The sequence below is a fragment of the Vibrio sp. Sgm 5 genome, assembly GCF_026241575.1.
Taxonomy (GTDB): domain Bacteria; phylum Pseudomonadota; class Gammaproteobacteria; order Enterobacterales; family Vibrionaceae; genus Vibrio; species Vibrio jasicida.
In genome coordinates this window covers 66,540-88,143 of the sequence record NZ_JAPHPY010000012.1, presented here as the reverse complement: position 1 = coordinate 88,143, position 21,604 = coordinate 66,540, and the positions used below count along the sequence as shown (strand labels likewise).

The 21,604-nt window shown below is 47.1% G+C and carries 23 protein-coding genes; all 23 read left to right on the top strand.

The annotated features are described in order from the left end of the window. The first annotated feature begins 1 nt into the window (after position 1). The 23 genes from fliO (at position 2) to OQJ86_RS09150 (ending at position 21,604) form a co-directional block, all read left to right on the top strand. Positions 2-415 carry a flagellar biosynthetic protein FliO gene (gene fliO / locus OQJ86_RS09260; protein ID WP_038872081.1) on the top strand — a complete coding sequence of 138 codons (414 nt, stop codon included), beginning with the start codon at positions 2-4 and terminating at the stop codon, positions 413-415. Further along, positions 402-1,271, top strand: coding sequence for a flagellar type III secretion system pore protein FliP (gene fliP, locus OQJ86_RS09255; RefSeq protein ID WP_038872079.1), 870 nt, complete (start codon positions 402-404; stop codon positions 1,269-1,271). The genes fliO and fliP overlap by 14 nt, the downstream gene beginning before the upstream one ends. A 28-nt stretch (positions 1,272-1,299) precedes the next feature. Next, positions 1,300-1,569 (top strand): flagellar biosynthesis protein FliQ, encoded by a 270-nt coding sequence (gene fliQ, locus OQJ86_RS09250; RefSeq protein ID WP_005380488.1) that lies wholly within the window; start codon positions 1,300-1,302, stop codon positions 1,567-1,569. Between the two features lie 8 nt (positions 1,570-1,577). Then, positions 1,578-2,360: a flagellar biosynthetic protein FliR gene (fliR, locus tag OQJ86_RS09245; RefSeq protein ID WP_038872076.1), complete on the top strand. Its 783-nt coding sequence runs from the start codon at positions 1,578-1,580 to the stop codon at positions 2,358-2,360. Positions 2,361-2,369: 9 nt separating this feature from the next. After that, positions 2,370-3,500 carry a flagellar biosynthesis protein FlhB gene (flhB, locus tag OQJ86_RS09240; RefSeq protein WP_038872074.1) on the top strand — a complete coding sequence of 377 codons (1,131 nt, stop codon included), beginning with the start codon at positions 2,370-2,372 and terminating at the stop codon, positions 3,498-3,500. Positions 3,501-3,739: 239 nt separating this feature from the next. Beyond that, the gene (flhA, locus tag OQJ86_RS09235; protein WP_038872072.1) at positions 3,740-5,839 is read left to right on the top strand and encodes a flagellar biosynthesis protein FlhA; all 2,100 of its coding nucleotides are present in this window, start codon (positions 3,740-3,742) and stop codon (positions 5,837-5,839) included. 28 nt (positions 5,840-5,867) lie between these two features. Next, the gene (gene flhF / locus OQJ86_RS09230; RefSeq protein ID WP_038882133.1) at positions 5,868-7,379 is read left to right on the top strand and encodes a flagellar biosynthesis protein FlhF; all 1,512 of its coding nucleotides are present in this window, start codon (positions 5,868-5,870) and stop codon (positions 7,377-7,379) included. A 14-nt stretch (positions 7,380-7,393) separates the two neighbouring features. Next, entirely contained in the window at positions 7,394-8,281 is an 888-nt protein-coding gene (locus OQJ86_RS09225) for a MinD/ParA family protein (RefSeq protein WP_038882135.1), read from the top strand. After that, positions 8,274-9,008 carry an RNA polymerase sigma factor FliA gene (locus OQJ86_RS09220; protein ID WP_038882136.1) on the top strand — a complete coding sequence of 245 codons (735 nt, stop codon included), beginning with the start codon at positions 8,274-8,276 and terminating at the stop codon, positions 9,006-9,008. Before OQJ86_RS09225 ends, OQJ86_RS09220 begins: the two co-directional genes overlap by 8 nt. Positions 9,009-9,053: 45 nt before the next feature. Continuing rightward, a complete protein-coding gene (gene cheY, locus OQJ86_RS09215; RefSeq protein WP_017635949.1) occupies positions 9,054-9,422 on the top strand; it encodes a chemotaxis response regulator CheY in 369 nt (122 codons plus the stop codon). A gap of 119 nt (positions 9,423-9,541) precedes the next feature. Further along, positions 9,542-10,282: a protein phosphatase CheZ gene (locus tag OQJ86_RS09210; RefSeq protein ID WP_265987547.1), complete on the top strand. Its 741-nt coding sequence runs from the start codon at positions 9,542-9,544 to the stop codon at positions 10,280-10,282. 9 nt (positions 10,283-10,291) lie between these two features. Next, a complete protein-coding gene (locus OQJ86_RS09205; RefSeq protein ID WP_265987546.1) occupies positions 10,292-12,541 on the top strand; it encodes a chemotaxis protein CheA in 2,250 nt (749 codons plus the stop codon). A 29-nt stretch (positions 12,542-12,570) separates the two neighbouring features. Further along, complete coding sequence (locus tag OQJ86_RS09200; protein WP_265987545.1) at positions 12,571-13,686, top strand: protein-glutamate methylesterase/protein-glutamine glutaminase; 1,116 nt, start codon at positions 12,571-12,573, stop codon at positions 13,684-13,686. An 8-nt stretch (positions 13,687-13,694) separates the two neighbouring features. Then, on the top strand, positions 13,695-14,474 hold the full coding sequence (locus OQJ86_RS09195; protein WP_045495098.1) for a ParA family protein: 780 nt from the start codon (positions 13,695-13,697) through the stop codon (positions 14,472-14,474). Continuing rightward, positions 14,464-15,549, top strand: coding sequence for a chemotaxis protein CheW (locus OQJ86_RS09190; protein WP_265987544.1), 1,086 nt, complete (start codon positions 14,464-14,466; stop codon positions 15,547-15,549). Before OQJ86_RS09195 ends, OQJ86_RS09190 begins: the two co-directional genes overlap by 11 nt. Before the next feature lie 35 nt (positions 15,550-15,584). Next, positions 15,585-16,079: a chemotaxis protein CheW gene (locus OQJ86_RS09185; protein WP_038864816.1), complete on the top strand. Its 495-nt coding sequence runs from the start codon at positions 15,585-15,587 to the stop codon at positions 16,077-16,079. Between the two features lie 14 nt (positions 16,080-16,093). Further along, on the top strand, positions 16,094-16,585 hold the full coding sequence (locus tag OQJ86_RS09180; protein ID WP_038882173.1) for a DUF2802 domain-containing protein: 492 nt from the start codon (positions 16,094-16,096) through the stop codon (positions 16,583-16,585). 199 nt (positions 16,586-16,784) lie between these two features. After that, complete coding sequence (gene ccmA / locus OQJ86_RS09175; RefSeq protein ID WP_038864813.1) at positions 16,785-17,402, top strand: cytochrome c biogenesis heme-transporting ATPase CcmA; 618 nt, start codon at positions 16,785-16,787, stop codon at positions 17,400-17,402. A gap of 1 nt (position 17,403) precedes the next feature. Next, positions 17,404-18,072, top strand: a complete 669-nt coding sequence (gene ccmB, locus OQJ86_RS09170) for a heme exporter protein CcmB (RefSeq protein WP_038864811.1) — start codon at positions 17,404-17,406, stop codon at positions 18,070-18,072. Positions 18,073-18,181: 109 nt separating this feature from the next. Further along, complete coding sequence (locus tag OQJ86_RS09165; RefSeq protein ID WP_038864810.1) at positions 18,182-18,925, top strand: heme ABC transporter permease; 744 nt, start codon at positions 18,182-18,184, stop codon at positions 18,923-18,925. An 11-nt stretch (positions 18,926-18,936) separates the two neighbouring features. Beyond that, positions 18,937-19,143: a heme exporter protein CcmD gene (gene ccmD, locus OQJ86_RS09160; protein ID WP_265987543.1), complete on the top strand. Its 207-nt coding sequence runs from the start codon at positions 18,937-18,939 to the stop codon at positions 19,141-19,143. Beyond that, positions 19,140-19,625 (top strand): cytochrome c maturation protein CcmE, encoded by a 486-nt coding sequence (ccmE, locus tag OQJ86_RS09155; protein ID WP_038864807.1) that lies wholly within the window; start codon positions 19,140-19,142, stop codon positions 19,623-19,625. The genes ccmD and ccmE overlap by 4 nt, the downstream gene beginning before the upstream one ends. Further along, positions 19,622-21,604 (top strand): heme lyase CcmF/NrfE family subunit, encoded by a 1,983-nt coding sequence (locus OQJ86_RS09150; RefSeq protein WP_038882174.1) that lies wholly within the window; start codon positions 19,622-19,624, stop codon positions 21,602-21,604. Before ccmE ends, OQJ86_RS09150 begins: the two co-directional genes overlap by 4 nt.

Sequence of the window (21,604 nt, the reverse complement as noted above, 5' to 3'; positions counted from 1 at the left end):
TATGAGCAGTTCAATCAAAACGCGATTGAAGCAAATTACAGGAGCACTCGGCTTAATGCTGAGTGCTCCTTATGCATTTGCAGCCGCGCCAACGAGTCTAGATTTAGCAACCACGTTAGGTTCTTTAGTGCTTGTGATTGGTGTGATTTTATTACTGGCTTGGTTGCTAAAACGCATGCAAGTTCCAGCGATGGGGCAACAGAAAGGGCTGCGTATTGTCAGTCAGTTACCAGTCGGTACCAAAGAGCGCATTGCGGTTGTTCAGGTTGGTGAAGAACAGTTCTTGGTTGGCATTACAAGCCAATCTATCCAAACCTTGGCCAAGCTTGAAACGCCATTGAAAGAGGAAGCGTTGGCGACCAGCGCATTTGCTAGTCAATTTAGCCAACTGATAAAAAAACATGACAAAGGATAATTCAATCCGCCTGATGCTGAGCACCTTTATGTTGCTCATTGGCGTGCTGTTTTCTTCGCTTTCTTTTGCACAAGCAGAGGAATCATCATTGCCTGCCAATTTAGCGCAGGGCGACAGTGTGACGGTTAAGGCAATGGAGGGTGAGTCAGGCTCAAGCCGCAGTATGTCGGTGGGTAATGGTGGCGGTATTCCTGCCTTTACCATGACGACCAACGCCGACGGCAGTGAAGACTATTCAGTGACGTTACAGATTCTTGCCTTAATGACCATGCTTGGCTTCTTGCCAGCGATGGTGATTTTGATGACGTCGTTTACCCGTATTGTGGTGGTGATGTCGATTCTGCGACAAGCCATGGGTCTACAACAAACGCCTTCTAACCAAGTCATCATCGGTATCGCGCTCTTCCTGACTTTCTTTATCATGTCGCCTGTTTTGAATGAGATTAACGATCAAGCGGTTCAACCCTATTTGAATGAGCAAGTGACGGCTCGTGAAGCCTTCGACGCTGCACAGGCGCCGATGAAAGCTTTTATGCTCAAACAAACTCGCATCAAAGATTTGGAAACCTTCGTGACTATGTCAGGTGAAGAAGTGACCAACCCAGAAGATGTCTCGATGGCGGTCTTGATCCCAGCTTTCATTACCTCTGAACTTAAGACGGCATTCCAGATCGGCTTTATGCTGTTCTTACCGTTTTTGATCATCGACCTGGTTGTTGCTTCTGTTTTGATGGCAATGGGTATGATGATGCTATCGCCAATGATCGTATCGCTGCCATTTAAGCTGATGCTGTTTGTACTGGTGGATGGGTGGAACTTGATATTGTCGACACTTGCCGGCAGTTTTGCCCTTTAGATTGGCCACGGAGAGAAGAGGGTAAGACATGACTCCAGAAATGTTTGTCGAGCTTTTCCGTGAGGCACTTTGGATGGTGCTGATCATGGTGTGTGCCATCATTATCCCCAGCTTGCTGATTGGTCTAGTCGTGGCGATTTTCCAAGCGGCAACCTCCATCAATGAACAGACGCTGAGTTTCTTGCCGCGTTTGATTGTCACTTTGTTGGCTCTGATGTTGTTCGGCCACTGGATGACGCAAATGCTGATGGAATACTTCTACGGCCTGATAGAACGCTTACCACAGGTGCTTTACTAGAGGCGCGTATGGAGTATCCAACTCATATCGTCCTCGACTGGATCGCAAACTACTTCTGGCCCTATACCCGTATCTCTGCCATGTTGATGGTGATGACGGTAACTGGGGCACGCTTCGTCTCACCTCGAATTCGCTTATACCTTGGCTTAGCGATCACCTTCGCGGTTGCGCCTGCTATTCCCGCTGTGCCACAAGACATTGAATTGCTCTCTTTCCGTGGTTTCATGACCATCGCTGAGCAAATCATTATTGGCGTTGCCATGGGCATGGTGACTCAATTTATGATCCAAACCTTTGTTCTGCTTGGTCAGATCCTCGGTATGCAATCGAGCTTGGGTTTTGCCTCCATGGTTGACCCTGCGAATGGACAGAACACGCCACTGCTTGGTCAGCTCTTTATGTTTTTGGCAACTATGTTCTTCCTTGCCACCGATGGGCACTTAAAAATGCTGCAGCTGGTGGTGTTCAGTTTTAAAACCTTACCAATTGGTTCTGGCTCATTAGGAAGTGTCGACTTCTATGAGATGGCGAGTTGGCTAGGCATCATGTTTAAAACGGCATTGAGTATGTCTTTATCTGGCATCATCGCATTGCTTACCATCAACTTATCATTTGGTGTAATGACGCGTGCTGCACCGCAGTTGAATATTTTCTCACTCGGTTTTGCATTCGCTTTGATGGTGGGCTTGCTGCTTTGTTGGTACATTCTGGCGGGTTTATATAGCCATTATGAATTGTTCTGGGCTGTGGGTGAGGAGCAGATTTGTAACCTCATTCGCTTGAATTGCTAGGAGGCTGGATTGGCAGAGTCAGACGGTCAAGAACGCACCGAAGAAGCCACCCCCCGACGGTTACAACAAGCCAGAGAGAAGGGGCAAGTTGCTCGATCTAAAGAGCTCGCATCCGCCTCTGTGCTGATTGTGGGCGCGATCGCCTTAATGTGGTTTGGTGATGCTTTAGCACGCTCACTGTTTTCTATCATGAGCCGTTTATTTGATCTCAAGCGAGAAGAGATCTTTGATACTGCAAAGTTGTTTGATATTGCGTTTGGCGCGATGACAGATTTGCTGTTTCCACTGTTTTTGATTCTCATCACCTTGTTTGTTGCTGCCATGATTGGAGCCGCAGGGGTCGGGGGCATCAGTTTTTCTGCTGAAGCGGCAATGCCAAAACTGTCCAAAATGAACCCGCTTAGCGGTTTAAAACGTATGGTTGGTATGCAGAGTTGGGTGGAGCTTATCAAGTCCATCCTGAAAGTCGCACTTGTTACGGGGATGGCAATATACCTCATTCAAGCCTCACAAGCGGACTTGATTCAACTCAGTATGGATGTGTATCCGCAAAACATTTTCCATGCTTTGGATATCCTACTCAACTTCATTTTGCTTATCAGTTGTTCGTTGTTAATTGTGGTCGCGATCGATATTCCCTTTCAGATCTGGCAGCATGCCGATCAACTTAAGATGACCAAGCAAGAGATTAAAGACGAATACAAAGAGACCGAAGGCAAGCCAGAAGTAAAAGGGCGTATTCGCATGTTGCAAAGGGAAGCCGCACAGCGTCGAATGATGGCGGATGTCCCGCAAGCGGACGTTATCATTACCAACCCTGAGCACTTTTCGGTAGCACTGCGCTATAAGCAGAAAACGGACCGTGCGCCTGTGGTGATCGCCAAAGGTACTGACCACATGGCGATGAAAATCCGAGAAGTGGCGCGCGAACATGACATTACCATTGTACCCGCTCCACCACTGGCGCGTGCGCTTTATCACACCACTGAATTAGAACAAGAAATACCCGACGGACTGTTTACTGCCGTTGCACAAGTTCTCGCATTTGTGTTCCAGCTTAAGCAATATCGTAAACGTGGCGGTCAGCGACCTAAGATCCAAGATTACGATTTGCCAATCCCACCGGAACATCGCCACTAATGAAAATAATTGCATGGGTGAAGTAGACAAAAATTCGCATTAGATCAAAGGATTGTGATTTCTTTGAGCGATTAGTCATTATTTTGGCGTTAATCATGGTACACACATTGCTTATAACGCGTTAATCAACAACAATACCTAAACTTTTAGGCTAAAGCCGTCGCGTAGTACTCATTATAAGCGTTTAATTACTGCTTTCAGTTACGTGATGCTCCAGACCGATTGAGACACCTCGCAGTATGAAGTTAAGCCTGCCATTTGCAGATAAATTGCCAAAGATCCCACAGCGTTCCATGCCTGCCATTGGTGCGCCTGTTATGGTACTGGCCACCCTTGCGATGGTGGTTTTGCCTATTCCTGCGTTCCTGCTGGATTTATTCTTCACCTTTAACATCGCCTTAGCCATGGTGGTGTTGTTAGTGACCGTTTACACACGTCGTCCACTCGACTTTGCTGCATTCCCAACTGTACTGCTTATTGCAACCTTATTGCGCCTTGCATTGAACGTGGCGTCTACGCGTGTGGTACTTCTTTACGGTCATGAAGGGGGCAACGCCGCTGGTAACGTAATCGAAGCATTTGGTAACGTTGTGATTGGCGGTAACTACGCCGTGGGTTTGGTCGTATTCCTAATCTTGATGATCATTAACTTTATGGTCGTCACCAAAGGTGCGGGTCGTATTTCTGAGGTAAGTGCTCGCTTCACACTGGATGCCTTACCGGGTAAGCAGATGGCGATCGATGCAGACTTGAACGCCGGTTTGATTGACCAAGACCAAGCACGCATACGCCGTTTTGAAGTGACCAAAGAAGCCGACTTCTACGGTTCAATGGATGGTGCGTCTAAGTTTGTTAAAGGCGATGCGATTGCCGGTATCTTAATCCTGTTCATCAATATCATCGGCGGTTTGTCGATTGGTATGGCACAGTATGGTTTGGGCTTCTCTGAAGCGATGCAAATCTACACGCTCCTGACCATTGGTGACGGCCTGGTGGCACAAATTCCATCGTTGCTACTGTCTATCGCTGCAGCGATGATGGTAACGCGTCAAAATACTGATGAAGACATGGGTGAACAGCTGATTTTCCAGATGTTCGACAACCCGAAAGCCCTCATGATCACCGCTGCCATTCTTGGTGTGATGGGTATCGTGCCTGGTATGCCGCATTTCTCGTTCTTGTCATTAGCCGCTGTTGCTGGTGGTGCTGCTTACTGGCTTGATAAGAAGCAAAAACAAAAAGCCAAAGAACCGGCCTTACCCGCCAAAGCGGAAGATGGCAGCGAACCCATTTCTCAACGCGAATTGTCATGGGATGATGTACAACCAGTCGATATCATCGGTCTGGAAGTGGGCTACCGTTTGATCCCATTGGTGGACCGAGACCAAGGTGGTGAGCTGCTTGAGCGTGTCAAAGGCGTGCGTAAAAAGCTCTCTCAAGATTTTGGCTTCCTAATCCCGGCAGTACATATCCGTGACAATCTCGAACTGACGCCAAACAGCTATCGCATTACCTTAATGGGCGTTGCTGTTGGTGAAGCCGAAATTCGCCCTGACCAAGAGCTGGCAATCAACCCTGGTCAGGTTTACGGCATGATTGAAGGCGAACCAACCATGGACCCAGCGTTTGGTCTTGAAGCGGTTTGGATTCGTGAAGAGCAACGTGAACATGCACAAGCTCTTGGTTATACCGTTGTTGATTCTTCAACTGTATTGGCGACGCACCTAAGTCAACTACTCACCAACAACGCATCACAGCTGATTGGTCATGAAGAAGTACAGAACCTATTGGAAATGCTTGGTCGTAGCGCACCTAAGTTGGTGGAGAACTTCGTCCCTGATCAACTGCAATTAGGTGTGGTGGTCAAAGTGCTACAAAACCTACTTAACGAAGCCATCCCTATTCGCGATATCAGAACCATAGTGCAGACCTTGGCCGAGTACTCGAGTAAGAGTCAAGAACCTGACATTTTAACGGCAGCGGTGCGCATTAGCTTGAAGCGACTAATTGTTCAGGAAATCAATGGTATAGAACCAGAGTTGCCGGTGATAACACTCATTCCTGAACTGGAACAAATATTGCATCAAACCATGCAGGCATCAGGGGGCGAATCTGCGGGCATAGAACCGGGGTTAGCCGAGCGACTTCAGTCCTCCTTGAGCCAAGCGACACAAGAGCAAGAACTGAAAGGTGAGCCTGCGGTTCTGCTGACGTCTGGCGTATTGCGTTCCACACTGGCGAAGTTTGTTAAGAACACAATACCTAACCTCCGCGTACTGTCTTACCAAGAAATACCGGACGAGAAACAGATCAGAATTGTGCAAGCCGTGGGTAACTGATCCCGCGCATCATTAATGGATTCATAGTTTGAAGATTAAACGATTTTTTGCCAAAGACATGCGAACGGCGCTGCTCCAAGTGAAAGAAGAACTTGGTGCAGAAGCGGTGATCATGTCGAATAAGAAAGTGGCGGGCGGTGTTGAGATCGTTGCGGCAATAGATGGTGAGTCGAATGCGGCACCGTCTTCGCAAGCGCAGTCGCTTCCTAATCGCAGCGCAGCTCAATCGAATCGTTATAGCGAACCTCGTCAAATGTCATCATCTGCGTCTGAGCGTTATCAAGATCGCCGTTTAGATGAAGACAGAATCAGCCTAAACGCGAACAATGAAAAATCAGGCTCGATGACAAAACGTTTCGCGAACATGCTCAAGCAATACAGTGGCGGTGCCGCTGAGTCAGATGACCACGTAGCGGAAAATGAAGATTCGCTATCGGCATTGTTGCAACGCCAAAATAAGCATCGTGAAAGCTATAACCAAGAAAAGCCAGCGCCTTACCAACCAGACTCGCCCTTGGCGAAGTTGATTGCTCAAGACAGCCGTTTTGAGCGTCCGACGCCAAAGTTGGACCCAACCCGCTACGATCGCCGCCGTCCTTCGGATGAGCGTGAAGACGCAGCGGATGAGCTGGAGAACATGCGAGAAGAGATGACATCAATTCGTCGTCTGCTTGAGCACCAAGTCTCTGGTTTGATGTGGCAAGAAGTTGAGCGCCGTGAGCCTCTAAGAGCCATGCTGATCAAACGTTTAGAGCGAATGGGTGTGTCCCCGGAGCTTGCGGATCAAATGGCATGCTATATCCCAGAAGACACTAAACCAGCGCGAGCGTGGAAAGCACTGCTTTCTCTTGTTGCAGATCAAATCACGATTCCAAAACAAGATATTTTAAAGCGTGGTGGCGTGGTTGCACTGCTTGGCCCGACAGGAGTGGGTAAAACCACGACCGTTGCGAAGCTGGCAGCACGTGCGGCGATGGAGTTTGGTGCCGATAACGTAGCCCTTGTGACAACAGATACATATCGCATAGGTGCACATGAGCAGCTCTCAATTTACGGAAGAATTATGGGTTGTCCCGTAAGAGTTGCTAAAGATTCTAACGAGTTAGCCGATGTTATATATCAGCTACGAAACAGAAGACTGATTTTGGTCGATACGGCAGGGATGGGGCAGCGAGATGTAAGGCTCTCTGAACAGCTTGATACCCTGATGCAAGAGAGTGGTGAAGTGATTCACAGCTACCTTGTTTTGCCAGCTACCGCTCAACGTCGAGTTTTGCAAGAAACACTGGATCATTTCCGACGCATTCCGCTGTCGGGCTGTATTTTGACTAAGCTTGATGAATCATTGAGCTTGGGTGAATTTATCAGCGTCGTGATTCAGAATGCGATGCCAGTGGCATACATCGCCAATGGTCAGCGCGTGCCAGAAGACATTGTGATAGCACAACCAAAATACATGATTGCGAAAGCAAATGAACTGTTAGAGAAGTCGACAGAGAACGAACCTCACTTTTGGAACAGTGACAGCGAAGGACTCTAGGGCGGCGGACTACTATGACTGAGAATATGATACACGATCAAGCAAGCGGCCTCCGTCGCTTAACACAACCATCATTGACTAAAGTAATTGCTGTTACTGGCGGCAAAGGTGGTGTGGGTAAATCAAACGTAACACTGGGTCTGGCGATCTGTATGGCTCGCCAAGGCAAGAAGGTGATGGTTCTCGATGCTGACCTAGGTCTAGCCAATGTTGACGTTATGCTCGGAATCCGTTCAAAACGTAACCTTGGGCATGTCCTTGCGGGTGAATGTGAGCTAAAAGATGCGATTGTTGAAGGCCCTTATGGTATAAAGATAGTCCCTGCAACTTCTGGCACACAAAGCATGACCGAGCTATCTCCTGCTCAACATGCTGGACTCATCCGTGCATTTGGTAGTCTTGAAGAAGAAATGGACGTACTGCTGATTGATACAGCAGCGGGCATTTCTGACATGGTGATTAGTTTTTCACGAGCAGCTCAAGATGTTGTGGTTGTTGTCTGTGACGAGCCGACTTCTATCACAGATGCCTACGCATTAATCAAGTTGTTGAGTAAAGAACATCAGGTCCAACGCTTCAAAGTTGTTGCAAATATGGTCAGAAGCTACCGTGAAGGCAGAGAATTATTCGCAAAGTTGACGCTAGTCACAGAGCGCTTCTTGAATGTCAGCCTTGAACTCGTAGCATGTATTCCATTAGATGATAAAGTACGACAAGCCGTTAAACGACAAAAGATCGTTGTGGATGCATTCCCTCGTTCTCCAGCGGCTTTAGCAATCAGCTCATTAGCGAATAAAGCACTAACGTGGCCACTGCCGAAAACACCAAGTGGACACCTAGAGTTCTTTGTAGAAAGATTGCTAAATCGTACCGAATTCACAGAGGACCCTTTTGGTGAATAAAGCGATTACCTATGACCAACATGGCAAGTTTAATAGCCAGCAGGCGTTCATTGAACGTTATTCTGTGTTGGTCAAGCGTATTGCTCACCACCTGTTAGGCCGTTTGCCGCCGAGTGTTCAGGTAGAGGATTTAATTCAGGCCGGCATGATCGGTCTTATCGAAGCTCAGCAGAATTATGATGGTTCTAAAGGTGCGAGCTTTGAAACTTATGCAGGTATCCGTATTCGCGGTGCAATGTTAGATGACATTCGCAAAGGCGACTGGGTACCTCGTTCTGTTCATAAAAATAATCGTGAAATTAACCAAGCGGTAGCGGAGCTGGAAGGCATCTTAAATCGCGACCCGTCTGACTCTGAAGTCGCAGCGCATCTTGGTATGACACTAGATCAATACCACAGTGCGTTGACCGACATAAATTGTTCAAGGTTAGTGGGTATCGAAGATTTAGGTGTTTCTGATGATGTGATTTCACCAGCGGACGAAACCGATGACAGCAACCCATTTAAGGGCGTAGCTGATGAATCGTTTCGAAAAGCACTGGTTGAATCAATAAAACAGCTTCCGGAGCGTGAAGCTTTGGTACTTTCGCTTTATTATGACGAAGAACTCAATTTGAAAGAGATTGGCGATGTGTTGGGCGTAAGCGAATCTCGCGTAAGCCAAATACTGAGTCAAGCGATGCAACGTTTACGCACCAAGCTCAGTGCGTGGACACAAAATGACTAAACACACTGATTTTACGATTCAGTGGAGGCAATTTTGAATAAAAACATGAAGATCCTTATTGTTGACGATTTCTCAACAATGCGCCGTATTGTTAAAAACCTGCTTCGTGACTTGGGTTTCAATAACACTCAAGAAGCGGACGACGGTTTAACTGCATTACCAATGCTGAAAAAAGGTGACTTCGATTTTGTTGTAACTGACTGGAATATGCCAGGTATGCAAGGTATCGACTTGCTTAAACACATCCGTGCAGATGCAGAATTAAAGCACCTTCCTGTTCTTATGATCACAGCAGAAGCTAAACGTGAGCAGATCATTGAAGCAGCACAAGCAGGCGTTAACGGCTATATCGTTAAGCCATTTACCGCTGCAACACTAAAAGAAAAATTAGATAAAATTTTCGAACGTTTATAACTCTCTCTTTTTCTTTGTTACTCGAGTCATCACTCCTAATACCTAATACAAAAGGGTGGCTCGGTTGACGCTCAAAAAAGCAAAAGAAAGCACTAAACGTAAAAAAGGGTCTATTCAGGATGATCTCACTAGAGCAGGCGAAGTCGCTCGTTCAGATGCTAGAAAACGGGGAACAGGACCAAGCTAACACGCTTGTTGCCTCGATATATGAAGGCGACGGGAATCCGATGCTTAAAGAAATCGGAACATTAACCCGTGACCTTCATGATTCACTTAAGCAGTTCAACCTCGATCAGCGCATGACAGAAATTGCAAAAGCCGAGATACCGGATGCAAGAGACCGTCTGCAATATGTGATTGATAAAACTGAGCTGGCAGCAAACAAAACGATGGATGCGGTTGAGTGCTGTTTACCTATCGCTGATAACCTGCATGAGTGCCTTCAACAAGTTCGACCTCAGTGGAACGAACTCATGTACGGACGCATTGAATTAAGCGATTTCAAAACACTTTGTCACCGTATCGATGAACTGTTAGTTCAAGTCGAAGGTGACAGTACTGAGTTGCGCGGTCAACTGACCGAAATTCTTATGGCACAGGACTTCCAAGACTTAACGGGTCAAATTATTCGCCGTGTGATCACGCTTTCTAATGAAGTGGAAGATCGCTTGGTTGAGATCTTGACCGTCTTTTCTGCAAATAAACCAGAAGAACAGACTCAAGTTTTGCCAGAACCGTCAGATAAAAAGATTAAACAATCAAGCGAAGCTGAAGGCCCTATTCTGAATCCGGAACTTAGGGAAGATGCGGTTTCATCGCAGGACGAAGTCGACGATTTGTTGTCCAGTCTTGGATTTTAAAGGTAACGTATGAGCTACGATTTAGACGAAGATATTCTTCAGGACTTTCTCATTGAGGCTGGAGAAATCCTAGAGCTGCTGTCTGAGCAGCTGGTTGAACTGGAAAATAACCCAGAAGACAAAGATCTCCTAAACGCGATTTTCCGCGGCTTCCACACCGTAAAAGGTGGTGCTGGTTTCCTATCATTAGCAGAGCTTGTTGACACTTGTCACGGTGCTGAGAACGTGTTTGACGTGTTAAGAAACGGTCAGCGTTCTGTATCGCCAAGCTTGATGGACACCATGTTAAAAGCGCTGGATACAGTCAATACGCAATTCCAAGCGGTGCAAGATCGTGAGCCACTAGATGCGGCAGATCCAGCATTGTTGGAAGAGCTTCACCGTTTGTGCAAGCCAGAGTCAGAAGACGAGGTTGTTACGGTCGCAGAAGCACCAGTTGCAACGCCAGAAATTCCTGAACCTGCTATCGAGCAGCCTGCTGTGCCAGTAGAGGCAAGCACAGCTCCAGTGAGTGTTGGGTCCGTGGATGAAATTACTCAAGACGAGTTCGAGAAACTGCTTGATGAACTGCACGGCAAAGGCTCAGCACCAGGTGCATTGACGCCTGTACCGGCTGCTCCTGCAACGCCTACTCAATCGAATGCTCCGGCAACCGATAGCGGTGATATTACTGACGATGAGTTCGAGAGGTTACTCGACGAGCTACATGGTGTTGGTAAGAGCCCATCTGCTTCTGAAATTGCTCCAGTTGAGCCGCCAAAAGCGGCAGAACCTGCTGCGCCAGCCGGCTCTGCATTTTCGAACGACAGCGATTTGATGACGGATGAAGAGTTTGAAAAACTCCTCGACGAATTGCATGGTTCAGGCAAAGGTCCTTCTCTTGAAGAGCTCGATTTTGCGACTAAGCCTGCATCAGCAAACGTTGTTCCAGAAGCGTCAAAAGCGGAACCCGCTCCAGCTCCTCAACCATTTCCAGTAGCGGCTGCGCCTTCTCCTGCACCTGCTTCTGCTCCTAAGCCAGAAGCAAAACCGGTTGCGGTAAGAGAAGAAGCGAAAGCGCCAGCGGTTAAGAAACCACAAGCAGAAGCTACTGTACGTGTTGATACTTCGACGCTAGACACCATCATGAACATGGTTGGTGAGCTTGTATTGGTGCGTAACCGTCTACTAAGCCTGGGTTTGAACAGCAACGACGAAGAAATGTCGAAAGCGGTAGCAAACCTAGACGTCGTGACTGCAGACCTTCAAGGTGCAGTGATGAAAACGCGCATGCAGCCAATCAAGAAAGTATTTGGTCGTTTCCCACGCGTTGTTCGCGACTTGGCGCGTAACCTAAATAAAGACATCGTGCTTGAAATGCGCGGTGAAGAAACCGACCTAGATAAAAACCTAGTAGAGGCGCTAGCGGATCCATTGATCCACTTGGTGCGTAACTCGGTTGACCACGGCATTGAAATGCCAGACGACCGCGCGAAAGCAGGTAAATCTCGTACTGGTAAAGTTATCCTATCTGCGTCACAAGAAGGCGATCATATCGAACTGGCTATCGTTGATGATGGCGGTGGTATGGATCCGAACAAACTTCGTGGTATCGCCGTGAAACGCGGCATGATGGACGAAGATGCTGCAGCGCGTCTGTCTGACAAAGAGTGTTTCAATTTGATCTTTGCTCCTGGTTTCTCAAGCAAAGATAAGATTTCTGATATCTCAGGTCGTGGTGTTGGTATGGACGTGGTAAAAACCGCGATCAATACACTAAACGGCTCTATCGATATTGACTCTGAATTAGGTAAGGGTACGAAGATTACGATCAAAGTACCGCTGACACTGGCAATTCTACCGACGCTAATGGTTGGCGTTGGCGGTCACCCATTTGCACTACCTTTGGCTTCCGTTAACGAGATCTTCCACTTAGATCTTAGCCGCACGAATGTGGTAGATGGCCAGTTGACGATCATCGTACGTGATAAATCTATTCCACTGTTTTACTTGCAGAACTGGTTGGCTTCTAAGTCTCCACGAATACAAGAACGTACGGGTCACGGTCATGTTGTTATCGTACAGATCGGCAGCCAACGTGTTGGTTTCGTGGTGGATACGCTTATCGGCCAAGAAGAAGTGGTTATCAAGCCATTAGACAATCTATTGCAAGGCACGCCAGGTATGGCAGGTGCGACGATTACCAGTGATGGCCACATCGCATTGATTCTTGATGTGCCAGACCTACTTAAGCAATATGCTGCGGCTTCACGCATTTAAGCGAAGCTGGGGTTTATAAAAGGAATAAAATGGCGATTAAAGTACTAGTCGTTGATGATTCGAGTTTTTTCCGTCGTCGCGTAAGCGAAATCATCAACTCAGAATCGCGCCTAGAAGTGATTGACGTTGCGGTTAACGGCAGAGAAGCGGTAGAAAAAGCCAAATCTCTCAAGCCGGACGTCATCACGATGGATATTGAAATGCCAGTCATGGACGGTATCACTGCCGTTCGTGAAATCATGGCTGCGTCTCCTACGCCAATCCTGATGTTTTCGTCCCTGACGCATGATGGGGCGAGAGCGACACTTGATGCACTAGACGCTGGTGCGTTGGATTTCTTACCGAAGAAATTCGAAGACATCGCACGTAATCGTGATGAAGCGGTATCGCTGCTTCAACAGCGTGTGATCCAAATCGCTTCCAAGCGTGCGTTTATGCGCCGTCCTATTGCGAAACCAGCGACGACAACAGCTAATTCGACAACTCGTCCGTTAGCGTCTCGTGCGGCCACGCCAATGGCATCTGCGCCAAATCGCTCTATGGCAGCGAAATTCCGTGCGTCTGGTAAGAAGTATCAGTTAACGGCTATTGGCACTTCAACCGGTGGCCCCGTTGCGCTGCAAAAAATTCTAACTCGTTTACCTGTAAACTATCCGCACCCAATCGTGCTTATCCAACATATGCCTGCGACTTTTACCGCGGCGTTTGCGAGTCGTCTAAACACGCTATGCAAAATCCAAGTGAAAGAAGCGCAAGATGGTGATGTGTTGCAAGCTGGCGTTGCTTATCTTGCCCCAGGCGGCAAACAGATGATGGTTGATGGTCGTGCTGGTGCTGCTCGTCTTCGTATTATTGATGGTGGCGACCGTATGAACTACAAACCTTGTGTTGACGTAACGTTTGGCTCGGCGGCAAAAGTCTACGGCGACAAAGTCTTGTCGATGGTACTGACTGGCATGGGTGCTGATGGTCGTGAAGGTGCGCGTATGCTGAAATCGGCTGGCTCAACTATTTGGGCTCAAGACGAAGAAAGCTGCGTCGTCTACGGCATGCCTCAAGCGGTTGCGAAAGCGGGTATATCCACTGAAGATTTACCTCTCGACCGTATTGCTGAGCGCATGCTGGTCGAAGTCGGCTTAGCGTAGGAAAAATCATGATCGTTTGGAGTGTAGCAAACCAAAAAGGTGGGGTAGGCAAAACGACATCAACTGTGACGTTAGCAGGCCTATTAAGCCAAAAAGGTCATCGTGTCTTAATGGTGGATACGGACCCACATGCGTCACTGACCACGTACCTTGGTTATGATCCTGATGCTGTGACGTCGAGCTTGTTCGACCTTTTTCAGCTCAAGACGTTTACTCGTGAGACGGTAAAACCGTTGATCGTAGAAACGGGTCTTGACGGCATGGACATTATCCCTGCGCACATGTCATTAGCCACGCTCGACCGTGTAATGGGTAACCGCAGCGGAATGGGGTTGATCTTAAAGCGAGCTCTACAAGCCGTTGCTCAAGATTATGATTATGTGTTGATCGACTGTCCGCCAATTCTTGGTGTGATGATGGTGAACGCACTAGCAGCGAGTGATCGCATTTTAATTCCGGTACAGACTGAATTTTTGGCCATGAAAGGTTTAGAGCGCATGATTCGCACGTTAACCATCATGCAAAAATCTCGTCCGGGCGGGTTCAAAGTGACTATCGTGCCGACTATGTACGATAAGCGCACGAAAGCTTCGTTGCAGACGTTAACACAGCTGAAAAAGGATTATCCGAATCAGGTGTGGACCTCAGCGGTGCCGATTGACACAAAATTCCGTGATGCAAGCTTGAAGCATCTGCCAGCATCGCATTTTGCTTCTGGTAGTCGTGGCGTGTTTGCATACAAGCAACTGCTAATTTACTTGGAGAGGTTAGCGTTCGATGAGCAATAACGACGTACTTTCCAGTGAACAAGCACTTGATGACTACTTCAGTGCTTTGCTTGGCGAAGAGGTCGAAGTTATTGAGCAAGAAGAAGCACTTGACTTGCTCGCTCAAGAACTATCATCTGCAGAGCCAGAGCCAGAGCCAGAGCCAGAGCCAGAGCCAGAGCCAGAGCCAGAGCCAAAATTGCAACTGCATTATGCTGAACCCGAGTCTTACCAATACAGCGAAATGTATTCTCCAGCATTGGAAGCGCCCAATCTGGAGGATGTACAACGATTATTAAGCCAGCTTGAATCTACAAATGTCGTAGCAGAGTTGGATATCGATGACATTCTGGAACAAAACACCATTGATATAGCTGCTGAAGCAAAGTCAATCGTACAAGAACCAGTTATCGAAATCGAAACGGCGGTTGAAGCCGTGGAAGAAATCCAAGAGTGGAACATTGAAGAAGATTCAGTGCCTGCGATTGAGGTTGAACAACCCGAACCAATCTGGGTTCAACCAGAAGTTGAAGTGGTTGAACCAAAGTTTGATGCCGATGTGGAAATTGAACAACGCATCGAGACAGAAACAGAGCTGGAGACCGAAGCGGGAGCAAAGCTTCCTGATGCTTGGGAAAGCACACAACGTAGTGAAGACTTTCAAGTGTTGTACTTTGATGTAAACGACGTGACGTTCGCTGTACCGCTTGATGAGCTTGGTGGTATTCATCGCATCACAGAGCTCAATCACTTAATCGGTCGACCTGCTTGGTATTTGGGTTTACAAACCAGTCGCGAACAGCAATTTGATGTCGTAGACACTGCAAAGTGGGTGATGGCAGATAAGCTTCGTGATGAAGACTACAAAGAGAATTACCAATATGTCGTCATGCTTGGTGAAAGCATGTGGGGGTTGGCAAGTAACCAGTTAATGGGAACTGAAACACTCAATATCGACAAAGTCCGTTGGCGTGAACAAGCCGGCAAACGCCCTTGGTTAGCGGGTATGGTGAAAGAAAAAATGTGTGCTTTAATTCATGTCCAAGCACTTATAGACATGCTAAACGCCGGTTTAGATGTAAAATCACTGAATTAGATTTTGGTCGGGAACGACATTAACGAGGATTAACTATGTCTCAAGCTTTTGAAGTTGAAGTGAAGAAAGATACATCGAACGACGAAGTTCTTCAGTGGGTGACGTTCCAACTTGAAGAAGAAACTTATGGCATCAATGTGATGCAAGTTCGTGAAGTGCTTCGCTACACAGAAATCGCTCCAGTTCCGGGTGCGCCAGATTACGTACTAGGTATCATCAACCTGCGTGGTAACGTGGTTACCGTTATTGATACTCGCTCTCGTTTTGGCTTAATGGAAGGCGAAGTGACTGACAATACACGTATCATCGTGATTGAGTCTGAGCGCCAAGTTATCGGTATCCTAGTCGACAGCGTTGCTGAAGTGGTTTACCTACGTTCTTCTGAGATCGATACAACCCCATCTGTAGGTACTGACGAAAGCGCTAAGTTCATTCAAGGCGTAAGCAACCGTGATGGTAAACTGCTTATTCTTGTTGATTTGAACAAGCTACTAAGCGATGACGAATGGGATGAGATGGCTCACCTATAATTGGCTGATGAATCATGGCTGAAGAAACCTTCCTATCTTTGCCGCTATTTGCAGGCGGCTTGGCTTTTGTATTTCTGATTCTGCTTTTAATGCAGTTACGCGTGCGTGCTGGCTTACAAAAGCAAATGGATCAGCAGCGCGCTCATGCGCGAAATGCTGAGAAAGAAGTACAAAAGCTGAACAAACAACTGTTGGAAGTGCGTTCTGTGGTGGTTGGTTTAGGCCAAAAAGTCACTGAACAACAAGATGTAATTCAACATCTTAATGAACGCATTCGCGAACTAGAACACGCAGATACAGACGGAAGACTGTATAGTCGCGCTTCAAAAATGGTTCAACTTGGTGCTGATATCAACGAGTTGATTGAAGAGTGTGAATTGCCGAAAGCGGAAGCTGAATTAATGCTGTCTTTGCAGAAGAAACTTGCAGGGAAAGAGAAAATTCCACCACTAAGCAGTCAACCCTCTGATGACCCGACTTATCCACCTCGTGGAAGACGTCGATAAAAGATGAAAAAAGAAGCTTCGGCTTCTTTTTTTATTTTTAAAATAAAAACTTATAATCATTTATGGTTAATTTTATTAAAATGTGACTATAAGTTAACAAAAACTCACGAACTTACATACATCATCGCTTTCTTATCCTGTTTTGTCACAACTAAGCTGTGTTAATATAGCCGCTCATTCATTTTTTAGTTGAAGCCCTATGTTAGAAGTCTCTAACCTAACTGCGATCCGTGACGAAAGGGTCCTGTTTGAAAACCTGCAATTTGAAATTAAGCCTGGTGAGCTTGTCCAAATAGAAGGACGAAACGGCACAGGTAAAACGACATTGCTGCGAATCATTATCGGGTTAGGGGACAGAGAAGAGGGCATCATCAAATGGAAAGGCGAAATCACGGAAAAATCTCGTGACGTCTTTCATCAAGACTTGCTCTTCCTTGGGCATCAAACTGGCGTAAAACGCGAGTTGACGGCATTCGAAAACCTACGCTTTTATCAATCTATTCACAATAACCGTTCTTCTGATGACGAAATCTTTGCTGCATTGACTCAAGTTGGTCTTGCAGGTAGAGAAGATGTGCCTGTAGCACAACTTTCTGCCGGTCAGCAACGACGTGTTGCGCTTGCTCGATTGTGGTTGAGTAAACAAATTCTATGGATTTTAGATGAGCCGTTGACGGCAATTGATAAACAAGGTGTGAAGGTGCTTGAATCATTGTTTGCAAATCATGCTGATAATGGTGGCATCGTTATTCTGACTACACACCAAGATATGTTTGCAGATAGCTCTAAACTTAGAAAAATAAAATTGGGTGATTAGTATGATTTCGTCCATGACCACCATTATCCGCCGTGAGTTGTTGATTGCATTTCGTCGTCAGGCAGACATCCTGAACCCGCTGTGGTTCTTCATTATCGTGATCACACTTTTCCCTCTTAGCATCGGTCCAGAGCCTAATTTGTTAGCACGTATTGCAGCTGGCATCGTTTGGGTTGCTGCGTTGCTGTCTGCCTTATTATCATTAGAGCGTCTATTCCGTGATGATTTTCAAGACGGTGCGCTAGAGCAAATGATGCTGATGCCAATTCCGTTGCAACTTGTTGTGATTTCTAAGGTCATAGCACATTGGTTGTTAACTGGATTGCCGCTAATTCTGATTAGCCCATTATTGGCGATTCTGCTTTCTCTTGATTTCAATACTTGGTTGTCTGTGGTTTTGACACTCGCGATCGGAACTCCGACGCTAAGTTTTATCGGTGCCATTGGTGTGGCGCTGACAGTTGGGTTACAAAAGGGCGGCGTTCTTCTAAGTTTGCTTATTCTGCCGCTCTACATCCCAATTCTGATTTTCGCTACATCCGCGATTGATGCTGCAGCATTAGGTATCGCGTATAACGGACAACTGGCTATTTTAGGGGCCATGTTGATGGGGGCCGTCACCCTCACCCCGTTTGCTATCAGCGCGGCGCTAAGAGTTAGTGTTAACTAACTCAGTAAAGTGCGGATTAAGCGTCGTTTGATCAAAGAATTATTATTAAAGCACTGCTACGGTCTCGACCCTCTAGACAGTGTCCCTGAAGTAAGAGTGAGAACTTAACATGTGGAAATGGCTACATCCTTATGCCAAGCCTGAAGCAGCTTATCACCTAAGTGGTAAGTTTCTCCCTTGGTTTTCTGTTTTGGCCCTCGTATGCCTGTCGGTTGGTACCGTATGGGGGCTTGCGTTCGCGCCTTCGGACTACCAGCAAGGCGACAGTTTCCGAATCATCTATATTCACGTGCCTTCAGCCATTTGGTCGATGGGTGTTTACATGTCGATGGCCATTGCCGCATTTATTGGTTTGGTTTGGCAGGTTCGCCTTTCAGAAATGGCCGCACTCGCTATGGCACCAATTGGTGCAGTGTTTACTTTTATCGCTTTGCTTACTGGCGCGGTGTGGGGAAAGCCAATGTGGGGCACTTGGTGGGTATGGGATGCACGCCTAACCTCAGAACTCATTCTTCTATTCCTGTATCTTGGTGTTATTGCGCTGTATCACGCGTTTGACGATCAAAAAACCGCCGCAAAAGCCGCTGGTATTCTTGCGATTGTTGGCGTTGTTAACCTACCTATCATCCACTTTTCTGTGGAGTGGTGGAACACGCTACATCAAGGCGCAACCATTACGAAATTTGAAAAGCCATCCATTTCATCCAACATGCTTTGGCCGCTGTTGTTGAACATCTTTGGCTTTGCGTTCTTCTTTGGTGCAGTGACTATGGTACGTTTCCGTAATGAAATCATCAGTAAAGAAAGTCACCGTCCTTGGGTTCGCAAACTCGCATCTGAAAAAACTCAGTGAGGTAATTAATCATGCATTTTGAATCTCTGAGCGAATTACTTGCCATGGGTGGCTACGCATCATACGTATGGAGCGCGTTTGGTATTACTTTCTTGTCTATGCTGATTCTTTTGATTTCAAGCGTCCGTCGTGGGGATGCGTTATTGAAAGAAGTTCAAGCAAAAATTGACCGCCAAGCGCGTATCGACGCGGCGAAGAATATGGAGAACACGTTATGAACCCGAGACGTAAAAAGAGGCTGGGCATTGTCCTCGCTATCTTTATCGGCATCAGTGCAACCATTGGTTTGATGTTGTATGCGCTTAACCAAAATATGGACCTTTTCTATACTCCAACAGAGTTAGTTAATGGTAAGCCTGATGGTACGAAACCGGAAGTCGGTCAACGCTTGCGTATCGGCGGTATGGTTGTTGTGGGTTCAGTTCGCCGCGACCAAGACTCTCTGAAAGTGCGTTTTGATCTACACGACGTGGGTCCAAAAGTGACGATCGTGTATGAAGGTATCCTTCCAGATTTGTTCCGTGAAGGTCAGGGTATCGTAGCTCAAGGCGTACTTAAAGATGCAACAACGGTTGAAGCGTTTGAAGTGCTAGCGAAGCACGACGAAGAGTACATGCCACCTGAAATTGCAGAAGCGATGAAGAAAACCCATGAGCCTTTGCAGTACACCACTGAACAAAAACAAGGAAGCGACCAATGATTGCTGAAATCGGTCACTTTGCCCTCATTTTATCGCTTGCGATGGCAGTACTGCTAAGCGTACTGCCGTTATGGGGCGCATCAAACAATAACACGATGCTGATGAATACAGCACGACCGCTATCTTGGTCGATGTTCATCATGCTATTTTTCTCATTCGTGATCTTATGTTGGGGTTTCTATACCAATGATTTCACGTTGCAATACGTGGCAAGTAACTCAAACAGCCTACTACCTTGGTACTACCGTCTAACGGCAGTTTGGGGCGCGCACGAAGGTTCACTGTTGCTTTGGGTGCTTATCCAAGCTGGTTGGACTGTGGCTGTAGCGACATTTAGCCGCGGTATGCCACAAGAATCGGTTGCACGTGTGCTTGCTGTAATGGGCATGATTTCAGTTGGTTTCTTGCTGTTCATCATTCTTACTTCAAACCCGTTCCTACGTACGTTGCCATTCTTCCCTGTTGATGGTCGTGACCTGAACCCACTTCTTCAAGATCCGGGTTTGATTGTTCACCCGCCAATGCTTTACATGGGCTATGTAGGCTTCTCGGTTGCGTTCTCGTTTGCGATTGCTTCTCTAATGACAGGCCGTCTTGATACGGCTTGGGCTCGTTGGTCTCGCCCTTGGACTACAGCTGCATGGGTTTTCCTAACACTAGGTATCGCACTAGGCTCTTGGTGGGCGTACTATGAACTTGGCTGGGGTGGCTGGTGGTTCTGGGATCCAGTAGAAAACGCATCATTCATGCCTTGGCTAGCGGGTACGGCTCTCATGCACTCTCTAGCGGTGACGGAAAAACGCGGTACGTTTAAAGCATGGACAGTATTACTGGCAATTTCTGCATTCTCATTAAGTTTGCTTGGTACCTTCTTGGTTCGTTCCGGTATTCTGGTGTCGGTACACGCATTCGCGTCTGACCCATCTCGCGGTATGTTTATCCTAGGTTTCCTCGTTTTCGTCATTGGTGGTTCACTCCTGTTATTTGCAGTGAAAGGGGCGGCGGTTCGGGTTCGCGGTAACTTTGATTTGGTTTCGCGTGAGAACGCGCTACTTGGGAACAACGTGCTTCTGATTGCTGCACTGGTCGTCGTACTAGTTGGTACATTGCTGCCATTAGTTCACAAACAAATTGGTCTTGGTTCAGTATCTATTGGTGCGCCATTCTTCGACATGCTGTTCGCATGGTTGATGATGCCGTTTGCCTTCCTGTTAGGTATTGGTCCTATGATTCGCTGGAAGCGCGATAATCTATCTAAGCTTATTAAGCCGATGATTGTTTCCGGTGTGCTTGCCTTCGCATTAGCGGCAGTGTGCGTGTTCCTGTTCGCAGACTTCTTCTCAGTGATGGCTTACATCGGTTGGGTAATGGCAATCTGGATCATTGCAATGCATTGCTTTGAATTGTACGAGCGTGCGACGCACCGTCACAGCTTTGGTGAAGGTGTTCGTAAATTGCAACGCAGCCACTGGGCAATGATGCTTGGTCACATTGGTTTAGCCGTTACTGTGATTGGTATTGCGATGGTGCAAAACTACAGCATCGAACGTGACGTACGTTTGGCGCCTGGTGAGCACTTCAAGATTTACGGTTACGATTTCTACTTCTCAGGTCTACGTGACAAAGATGGTCCAAACTACGATGGTTACATCGCGGACTTCGAAATCACCAATGATGGTAAGTACGTGAACACGCTACACGCTGAAAAACGTTTCTACCGCACGGCGAAGTCGATGATGACTGAAGCGGCTATTGATCGCGGAATTACTCGTGATTTGTACATCGCGATGGGCGAGCGTCTAGACGACAACCGTTCGTGGGCAGTACGTATTTACTACAAACCATTCGTTCGTTGGATCTGGGCTGGTTCATTGATCATGTCTTTAGGTGGTGCGCTTGCTATCTCTGATAGACGTTACCGCTTCCGCAAGACGGCTAAGAAAGACGGAAAGTCAAAGCTAGCGGAAAAGGAAGCATAA

Bases quoted from the DNA above. Each gene is read 5' to 3' on its own strand.
- OQJ86_RS09200 (WP_265987545.1), top strand. From the start codon at position 12,571: ATGGCGATTAAAGTACTAGTCGTTGATGATTCGAGTTTTTTCCGTCGT.
- fliR (WP_038872076.1), top strand. From the start codon at position 1,578: ATGGAGTATCCAACTCATATCGTCCTCGACTGGATCGCAAACTACTTC.
- OQJ86_RS09205 (WP_265987546.1), top strand. From the start codon at position 10,292: ATGAGCTACGATTTAGACGAAGATATTCTTCAGGACTTTCTCATTGAG.
- OQJ86_RS09185 (WP_038864816.1), top strand. From the start codon at position 15,585: ATGTCTCAAGCTTTTGAAGTTGAAGTGAAGAAAGATACATCGAACGAC.
- ccmB (WP_038864811.1), top strand. From the start codon at position 17,404: ATGATTTCGTCCATGACCACCATTATCCGCCGTGAGTTGTTGATTGCA.
- flhA (WP_038872072.1), top strand. From the start codon at position 3,740: ATGAAGTTAAGCCTGCCATTTGCAGATAAATTGCCAAAGATCCCACAG.
- OQJ86_RS09190 (WP_265987544.1), top strand. From the start codon at position 14,464: ATGAGCAATAACGACGTACTTTCCAGTGAACAAGCACTTGATGACTAC.
- OQJ86_RS09195 (WP_045495098.1), top strand. From the start codon at position 13,695: ATGATCGTTTGGAGTGTAGCAAACCAAAAAGGTGGGGTAGGCAAAACG.
- cheY (WP_017635949.1), top strand. From the start codon at position 9,054: ATGAAGATCCTTATTGTTGACGATTTCTCAACAATGCGCCGTATTGTT.
- ccmE (WP_038864807.1), top strand. From the start codon at position 19,140: ATGAACCCGAGACGTAAAAAGAGGCTGGGCATTGTCCTCGCTATCTTT.
- OQJ86_RS09225 (WP_038882135.1), top strand. From the start codon at position 7,394: ATGACTGAGAATATGATACACGATCAAGCAAGCGGCCTCCGTCGCTTA.
- OQJ86_RS09180 (WP_038882173.1), top strand. From the start codon at position 16,094: ATGGCTGAAGAAACCTTCCTATCTTTGCCGCTATTTGCAGGCGGCTTG.
- ccmD (WP_265987543.1), top strand. From the start codon at position 18,937: ATGCATTTTGAATCTCTGAGCGAATTACTTGCCATGGGTGGCTACGCA.
- OQJ86_RS09210 (WP_265987547.1), top strand. From the start codon at position 9,542: ATGATCTCACTAGAGCAGGCGAAGTCGCTCGTTCAGATGCTAGAAAAC.
- OQJ86_RS09150 (WP_038882174.1), top strand. From the start codon at position 19,622: ATGATTGCTGAAATCGGTCACTTTGCCCTCATTTTATCGCTTGCGATG.
- fliO (WP_038872081.1), top strand. From the start codon at position 2: ATGAGCAGTTCAATCAAAACGCGATTGAAGCAAATTACAGGAGCACTC.
- fliP (WP_038872079.1), top strand. From the start codon at position 402: ATGACAAAGGATAATTCAATCCGCCTGATGCTGAGCACCTTTATGTTG.
- fliQ (WP_005380488.1), top strand. From the start codon at position 1,300: ATGACTCCAGAAATGTTTGTCGAGCTTTTCCGTGAGGCACTTTGGATG.
- ccmA (WP_038864813.1), top strand. From the start codon at position 16,785: ATGTTAGAAGTCTCTAACCTAACTGCGATCCGTGACGAAAGGGTCCTG.
- OQJ86_RS09165 (WP_038864810.1), top strand. From the start codon at position 18,182: ATGTGGAAATGGCTACATCCTTATGCCAAGCCTGAAGCAGCTTATCAC.